The organism is Stieleria sp., from assembly GCF_041595215.1.
GTDB classification, from domain to species: Bacteria; Planctomycetota; Planctomycetia; order Pirellulales; family Pirellulaceae; genus Stieleria; species Stieleria magnilauensis.
Window position 1 is genome coordinate 1 of record NZ_JBFHKV010000339.1, and the last position, 7,682, is coordinate 7,682.

Annotated in this window: 7 protein-coding genes; 6 read left to right on the forward strand and 1 reads right to left on the reverse strand. The window is 59.7% G+C overall.

Features of this window, described 5'->3' with window-relative positions; translation table 11 throughout:
- From ABX749_RS14515 to ABX749_RS14535, 5 genes are all read left to right on the forward strand, one after another.
- Positions 1 to 352: efflux RND transporter periplasmic adaptor subunit (locus ABX749_RS14515; protein ID WP_372896609.1), on the forward strand; the 352-nt coding region annotated here is incomplete at its 5' end.
- A complete protein-coding gene (locus tag ABX749_RS14520) occupies positions 352 to 3,705 on the forward strand; it encodes an efflux RND transporter permease subunit (RefSeq protein ID WP_372896610.1) in 3,354 nt (1,117 codons plus the stop codon). The genes ABX749_RS14515 and ABX749_RS14520, both read left to right, overlap by 1 nt.
- Before the next feature lies 1 nt (position 3,706).
- Positions 3,707 to 4,189 carry a YeeE/YedE family protein gene (locus ABX749_RS14525; protein ID WP_372896611.1) on the forward strand — a complete coding sequence of 161 codons (483 nt, stop codon included), beginning with the start codon at positions 3,707 to 3,709 and terminating at the stop codon, positions 4,187 to 4,189.
- 10 nt (positions 4,190 to 4,199) lie between these two features.
- Positions 4,200 to 4,679: a DUF6691 family protein gene (locus ABX749_RS14530; protein ID WP_372896612.1), complete on the forward strand. Its 480-nt coding sequence runs from the start codon at positions 4,200 to 4,202 to the stop codon at positions 4,677 to 4,679.
- 271 nt (positions 4,680 to 4,950) lie between these two features.
- Positions 4,951 to 5,340, forward strand: coding sequence for a hypothetical protein (locus ABX749_RS14535; RefSeq protein ID WP_372896613.1), 390 nt, complete (start codon positions 4,951 to 4,953; stop codon positions 5,338 to 5,340).
- Between the two features lie 109 nt (positions 5,341 to 5,449).
- Here ABX749_RS14535 and pyk read toward each other — a convergent pair whose 3' ends face one another.
- Positions 5,450 to 6,889: a pyruvate kinase gene (gene pyk, locus ABX749_RS14540; RefSeq protein ID WP_145212111.1), complete on the reverse strand. Its 1,440-nt coding sequence runs from the start codon at positions 6,887 to 6,889 to the stop codon at positions 5,450 to 5,452.
- A gap of 385 nt (positions 6,890 to 7,274) precedes the next feature.
- Here pyk and ABX749_RS14545 point away from each other — a divergent pair.
- A partial coding sequence (locus tag ABX749_RS14545) for a hypothetical protein (RefSeq protein WP_372896614.1) occupies positions 7,275 to 7,682 on the forward strand: 408 nt, incomplete at its 3' end.

Here is a 7,682-nt window from a genome sequence, read left to right on the forward strand (position 1 = left end):
CGAATTCGATGCCACGATCGACGAAATCGTTCCCCAAGCCGACGCGCCCAGTCGTTCCTTTCTGGTCAAAGCCAGTTTGCCCAAGTCCGAAGAGCTGTACGAAGGGATGTTCGGACGCCTGCGAATCTCCGCGGGTGAGCGCCGGCACTTGTGTTTGAACACCGACGCGTTGATCCAGGTCGGACAACTCGATTTCGTCGACGTCGTGCTTCCCGACGGAAACATCGAACGCCGGCTGGTCAAAATCGGGCAGCTCGGCATGCCCGGCCGCCAGGAAGTGCTCAGCGGGATTGAAGCCGGTGAGCGGGTGGTGTTGCAAGCCGGCGATGCGGACGCAGGAGGCACCGAGTGATGACGAACGACGGCGACGAAGCAAACGCCCCCGACACGCCGCTGATGACGCGGATCGTCGAGATCTTTTTACGCGGTGATGTCGCGATCCTGTTGATCGGGATCTCGCTGCTGTTGGGCACGGCCGCGTTGTTTTTAACACCCCGCGAGGAGGAACCGCAAATCGTCGTGCCGATGGCCGACGTGTTTGCCTCCGCCCCGGGCTTGTCGGCCGAAGAAGTGGAACGCCAGGTGACCGATCGGCTGGAAAAGCTGTTGTACCAAATCGATGGCGTCGAATTCGTCTATTCCATGTCTCAGCCCGGTCAATGCGTCGTCACGGTGCGTTTTTACGTCGGTGAAGATCGCGAAGACTCGCTGGTCAAGATTTACAACAAGATCAATTCGTCGACCGACAAAATTCCGCCCGTCGTCGAGTCTTGGGTCGTCAAACCGATCGAAGTCGATGATGTGCCGATTGTGATCGCGACCCTCTGGTCGGATCAGACGCAGCGTTACGGCGACCACGAGCTTCGTCGGATCGCCGAAGAAGTGCAGCGGGAACTGCAGGCGATTCCCAATACGAACCGCGTCGAAGTGGTCGGCGGACGGCCCCGCCGCATCTCTGTCAACTTGGACGCCCAGCGGTTGGCCGCCCACAAGACGTCGCCGCTGCAGGTCGCCCGGGCGCTGCAGGTGGGCAACGTCACGGCCCGCAACGGCAGCTTCGAACAGCAGAACACACAATTCAACGTCGAAACCGGCACCTTCATCCGCGACGTCGCGGAATTAGAAGAGATCGTCGTCAACGTGGCCGGCGGACGACCGGTGTATCTGAAGAACATCGCAACGGTCGTCGATGGGCCGGCCGAAGCGGACAGTTACAGCTGGATCGGATTCGGCGCGGCGGATCCATCGTACGGGGATCGGACCGAACTGTATCCCGCCGTCCACATCTCGGTGGCCAAACGCAAGGGGGCCAATGCGGTCCGCGTGGCCGGCGCGGTCGAAACCAAACTGCACGAACTGGAATCATCGCACTTGCCCAACGGAACGCATTTCCGGGTCACGCGTGATTACGGCGAAACCGCCAACGAGAAGGTCAATGAACTGATCGAAGGGCTGGTTGTGGCCGTCCTGACCGTGGTCGGGTTGATCGGTTTGACGATGGGGTGGCGTCCGGCGTTGGTGATCGCGCTGGCGATTCCGGTCTGCTACAGTTTGACCCTGTTCGTCAATCTGATGGTCGGCTATTCGATCAACCGCGTTACCATGTTCGCGTTGATCCTGGCGTTGGGGTTGTTGGTCGACGACCCGATCACCGACGTCGAAAATATCGCCCGCTACTTCACGATGAAGATCTTTCCACCGCGCAAGTCGGTCCTGCGCGCGGTTCAAGAGGTTCGCCCGGCGTTGATCTTGTCGACGCTGGCCATCATCGTCAGCTTTTTGCCCCTGGCATTCATCACCGGCATGATGGGGCCCTACATGGCACCGATGGCGCTCAACGTCCCGTTGACGGTCACCGTTTCGACGATCGTCGCGTTTGTGATCACGCCCTGGCTGGCGATGGTTTCGCTCAAACAACTCAACCAAACGGGTGATGAAGACGACGCTTATGATTTGACGACCCGCCCGCTGTATCGTCTGTCCCGTTTCGTGCTCGCGCCGATCCTCTCGCGTGCCCTTTACGCCTGGGGGGTCCTGTTGGGCATCGCGTTGCTGTTTGTCATTGCGTTGATTCCACCCGTGTTTCGCTGGGTGCCCGTCAAGATGCTGCCGTATGACAACAAGAACGAATTCCAAGTGGTCATCGATATGCCCGAGGGGACGACGCTGGAACGGACCGATGTGGTCGCCCGGCGGATCGGTCGATTCATCGGCGGTCTGGCCGAGGTCAGCGATTATGAATTGTTCGTCGGCACGGCATCGCCGATGGATTTCAATGGGTTGGTCCGACATTACTTTCTGCGCCAAGGCCCACACGTCGCCGACATTCGCGTGAACCTGTTGGCCAAAGAACAACGGGTTCAGCAATCCCACGAGATCTTGCTCCGTATCCGCGATGAAGTCACCGAGTTGGCTGAATCGATGGGCGCAAATATCAAACTGGTGGAAGTTCCCCCCGGACCGCCGGTGCTGTCGACGATCACGGCCGAAGTCTATGGGCCGCCTGACGGAACCTACACGCAACAGATCGACGTCGCACGCAATGTGATGGGCCGGTTGAAACATGAACCCGGCGTGGTTGACCTGGATGTCAGTGCCGAAGACGACCAAATCCGTTTCGTGTTCGAAACCGATAAAGCGAAAGCAGCCTTGTCGGGGATCTCCACCGAAACCGTCGCCCAAACCGTGGCAACTGCGCTCAGCGGCAATCGGGCGACGGTCTTGCATCTGCCGCAGGAAGTGGAACCGCTGTGGATCGAACTGAAACTCCCCCGGGCGAGCCGATCGGCACTAGATGATTTGGAAGAGATCTACGTCCAGGGAGAGGGCGGACAAATCGTTCAGCTCGGTTCGCTCGGACGGTTTCGAGAAACGCTGGAAGACAAGGCGATCTATCACAAAAATCTCCGCCGCGTCGTTTACGTCTACGCCGAGGTTGCGGGCCGACCGCCGGCCGACGCGATCATGGACGTGGAGTGGGATCGACGCACGGCGTTGGCAGATGATGCCGCGGCGGCAGACGACGCCCGCGGCGAACCACGGCCCGTCGGCCGGCGTTCCTGGATTTCCCTCGGCGGTGGCGTTCCCTGGTCCGTGCCCGACGGCTATCAGGTCGAGTGGGCCGGTGAAGGGGAATGGGACATCACGCTGGATGTGTTTCGCGACCTGGGCTTGGCATTCGGCGCCGCTTTGGTCGGCATCTTTGTCGTGCTGATGTTCCAAACCGGTTCGCGGACGCTGCCGTTGTTGATCATGTCGGCGATTCCGTTGTCCATGATCGGCATCATGCCGGGTTTTTGGGGTTTGAATCTGATCATGAATCAACCCGTCGGGGGTCACCCCAATCCCGTGTTCATCACCGCCACGGCGATGATCGGCATGATCGCCTTGGCAGGGATCGTGGTACGAAACTCCGTCGTCCTGATCGACTTCATTCACCTGGCACAGGCTGAAGGTTTTGGGTTGAAAGAGTCGATCATCCGCAGCGTCGCCGTCCGCACCCGACCGATCTTGTTGACCGCCGGCACGACGCTGTTGGCCAACTGGGTGATCACGCTGGACCCGGTGTTTTCCGGTTTGGCCTGGGCCATCATCTTTGGAATCCTGACCTCCACGTTTTTCACCCTGATCGTCATTCCCGCCGCCTACTGGTTGATCTATCGCGGCGAAACACCCTCCACACCAACCCCCGCCGAGGAGCTTTGACATGCAATGGCTGATGCAACCCTGGCCCTGGTGGCTCTCGGGGATCCTGATCGGTTTGACCGTTCCGCTGCTGTACTTGTTGGCCGGCAAAGCGTTCGGGATCTCGACCAGTCTGCAAGAGATCGGTGCGCTGTGTTCCCCCCACAGCAAACTGGAATACTTTTCCAAGTTCGACCGCAAAGCCAATCTGTGGACGATCGTGTTCGCCATCGGGATCGCGATCGGGGCCTTCGTTGCCACCCATTTTTTGTCGGCGGACCCGAAACCGTTTCTGCCGGCCTCGATGGAAAGTGTTTCCGGAGCGATCAAGTTACTCGTCGGCGGATTCCTGATCGGGTTCGGAACGCGTTACGCGGGCGGTTGCACGTCGGGCCACTCGATCACCGGTATCTCCAACTTGAATTGGCCCAGCCTGTTGGCGACGGTCTGTTTCTTTGCCGGCGGCTTGGCCGTGACGTGGGGACTCGGTGGGTGGCTGTTCTAACGAGGAGATCATGATGGATACGATGACGGAAAAAAACGACTCGCAACCACCCAAGCAAGCCGAGCCAGCGACTTCTCCAGCCGCCTACCTGATGGTGCTGCTGATGGGCGTCTACTTGGGCATCCTATTCAGCAAGAGCGAAGTCGCCCACTGGCAACGCATTCACGACATGTTTCTGTTTCGTGAAGCCCACATGTACTTGATCATCGTGACGGCCATCGTGGTCGCGATGTTTTCGATGCAGATCATCAAACGATTCCAGATCCGGTCGATCGAAGGAAAGCCGATCAAGTACTCGCCCAAACCCTATCACACCGGCGTCGTCGTCGGTGGCATGTTGTTTGGCGCCGGGTGGGCGATCACGGGTGCCTGCCCGGGACCGATCTATGCCCAAATCGGAGGCGGCCAGTGGATGGCGCTGTTCACGCTGGTCGGCGCGTTGCTGGGCATGTTCAGCTACGCGGCCCTGAAACCGAAGCTGCCGCATTGACGCGATCCGGGCGTGTCTGGCACACCACCCTGTGCGATATGGCGCAGTCGCGATGCCGGTTTCTCGGCGCGGGTTCGGTTGGGCCGAGCCCCGTCGGCGGGCGGCAAACGGTTGATCTAGGATTGACATCAGCCGGTTCGCGGCGTCCGCGCGTTTCAATCGACCTCGATCTCTCCGTTCCGGCACGGTGTTTGCCCCTGCCTGCACCCCAAACCGAGGCCGCCCCCCCAACCGTCCAGGTCTCACTGAACTCAAGCGGAGGAACGGGCAGATGACGCAATCGAGTGAGCAATCGGAAATCGACGCGATCAAGCGAGTGATCGCCGAAGGCGGAGCGATGGATTACGTCGATGTCGTCGACGCGGTGGAAAAGCGTTTTCGCATCAAGACCTCGGCGGCCACGGTTGAACAAGTCCACCACGATCTGGTCAATGCCGCCGACGAGGTTGCCGACCAGGTGGGTGGAGCCGACGATCATTTCAGTCCGAGCCTGGGTGTTTCGATGACGGCAAAGCTGCCATCGGAGTCTGCTCCTCAAACGCCGGCCGAGGGCACGTCTGCCGATCACATGACCCTGGCGATGCAATTCGTCAAATCCGTCGGGGGATTGAATCGAGCCAAGAGCGCGTTGGCGGAGCTGGAGGCGATGCTTCGACGTTAGCGTTGGGCGGCCTCGCGCATCACCGGACGGCTCGCGCCGTTCCGCTAACACGGTGCGTTCGCGCATCAATGAATTCGTAGCGGCAGGGCGCGGGCCCTCCGGTCTCCCATCACGACTCCCCGTTGACCTGTCGCAATTGAAGCGTGTCGATGATCTTGTCATCGGCCAAGGCGTTGGTGATCACGACCAGCCATTCGCCGCGCGTGGCCCAACCCTTCGCTTTCAGCTGAGCCAACGCTTTTTGAATGGTGTGTTCGGGGTCATCGGAGAACTCCATCAGAAAGGGTTCGACACCCCAGGGCAGCATCAATTGATGGAACGTCGATGGGATGTCGGTGAACGCGTAGATCGGAACCTCTTGGGCCCGCATCGCGCCGAGCACATAAGCCAGGAATCCGCTCCGGGTGAATACGACGACGCCGGAGTGACCGAGTTCTTTGGCCAACACCACTGCCGAACGAAGCATCTTGGCCTTGGGCGTGTGAAGCTGAATGCGTCGATTGATTTGGCCATCGACCGACGGCTCGATGCTCTCAACGATATTCTTCAGCACTTCGACCGCTTCCAGAGGGTACGCGCCGACGGTCGTTTCACCGGACAGCATGATCGCGTCGGCTTGTTCTCGAATGGCGTTGGAAACGTCTGAGATTTCGGCGCGGGTGGGGATCGGAGACTGAATCATCGACTCCAACAGATGCGTCGCGATGATCACCGGTTTCCCCTGGACCTGGCAGGCATTGACCAGCTGGGTTTGGACCAGCGGCAATTTGTGGTATTCGATTTCGATTCCCAGATCACCGCGTGCGACCATCACGCCGTCAGATTCTCGAATGATCTCCTCCATGTTTTCCACGCCCGCCTGATCTTCGATTTTGGCGATGATCTTGGCGCAGCTATCGAGTTCATCGAGAAACGCTTGCAACGTGGCGATGTCGGCAGCCTGGCGTACAAACGAGAGCGCGACGAAGTCCAACCCGGCGGCCACACCGGCACGCAGATCCGTTTCGTCTTTGTGGGTCAGGGCGGGCAAATTGATTCGCGTGCCCGGCAAGTTGATGTGTCGACGTGACCCGAGTTTGCCGGGTGTGATGACTTCCAAGGCCACCGAGCAGTCCGTCTTCTCCATCACCTTGGTTCGCAGCAGCCCGCTGTCGATCAACACGGTCGCGCCGACTTCGACATCGGCGGGCAAGTCGGGGTAATTGACCGAGACGCGGTGCACGCCATCGTCGCTGAGTTGAAACGGTTGCGTGTGCAATTCCAATCGGTCCCCGGACTTCAACTCGATCGCGGCATCGACCGGCCCGGTGCGCACTTCGGGACCCTTGACGTCCATCATGATGGCAACTTCGCGTCCCACATGATGCGAGGCCTGGCGAATTCGAGCGATGATCTCCCCCACCCATTCCACGCTGCCGTGAGCCATGTTCAGCCGAATGATGTCGACGCCGGCCTCGATCAGGGCTTCCAGCTTCTCAAGTGTCTCGGTTGCCGGACCGATCGTCGCGACAATTTTGGTGTGCCGAAAGGGGCGTTGCGTATCAGCCATGGTGAACTCACTGCCATGCAAACAGAACGTGCGTCGAGACCGATGACAGTTTGGCGGACGCGATATCCGATGCAACATCGATCTGAACGATGGCGAAATCGCGACCATGCACGTCAGTTAGCGTGCACCTACACGACATTGGAAATCGAAAAAATTGCCGCACGTCGCAAACGGCGCTCTGCCCACGTCAGAACGCTTTGCAGTGGCATGATGGCCTGAACCTCTGACAAGGCGTAGCGGTCCGATGCGTAGAAATTCACCGAAGCGTGGCGATGACCGTGCAAAACGATCCCACTGATCGGTTAAACTGATCGGTTCAATGGAGGGAGTCTGGGGGAGCGCGTGAGCGTCTGGTTTTGCAGCAATCTTTTCTAGGGTGGGTTCGATGACTCGTAGGCTTCGCTCTGTCACGGTGCTCGCAGCGGTTTGGGTTTGCGGGGTGGTCGCGTCGGTGGCCCCCTCCCAAGAAGATTCAGCCCAAGAAAGCTCCGCCCGGCAAGCTGAACACTCGGATCAACCGAGCGAGCCGTCAACGCCACACCGCGCTGATGAACGGTCGATCGAAACAGCCATCGACCAACTGTCCGCCCCCAAATTCTCGCGGCGGCACGCGGCCTATCTGTTCTTGATCGAATGCGGCAGGGACGCGATCGCGAGTTTGGAACATGCCGCCGGCGACGACGATTTCAACGTTGCCGAACGATGCGTCCGCGCGCTGGCGGAAATCACCCGCGACAGTGAATGCACCGAGGCGGCCCTGATGGCTCTCGACCGGCTCGCCGCGGACGACACC

What these genes read in the sequence shown, in the direction of transcription:
- ABX749_RS14520 (WP_372896610.1), top strand. Translation starts at nt 352, where the DNA reads ATGACGAACGACGGCGACGAAGCAAACGCCCCCGACACGCCGCTGATG.
- ABX749_RS14525 (WP_372896611.1), top strand. Translation starts at nt 3,707, where the DNA reads ATGCAATGGCTGATGCAACCCTGGCCCTGGTGGCTCTCGGGGATCCTG.
- ABX749_RS14530 (WP_372896612.1), top strand. Translation starts at nt 4,200, where the DNA reads ATGATGGATACGATGACGGAAAAAAACGACTCGCAACCACCCAAGCAA.
- ABX749_RS14535 (WP_372896613.1), top strand. Translation starts at nt 4,951, where the DNA reads ATGACGCAATCGAGTGAGCAATCGGAAATCGACGCGATCAAGCGAGTG.
- pyk (WP_145212111.1), bottom strand. Translation starts at nt 6,889, where the DNA reads ATGGCTGATACGCAACGCCCCTTTCGGCACACCAAAATTGTCGCGACG.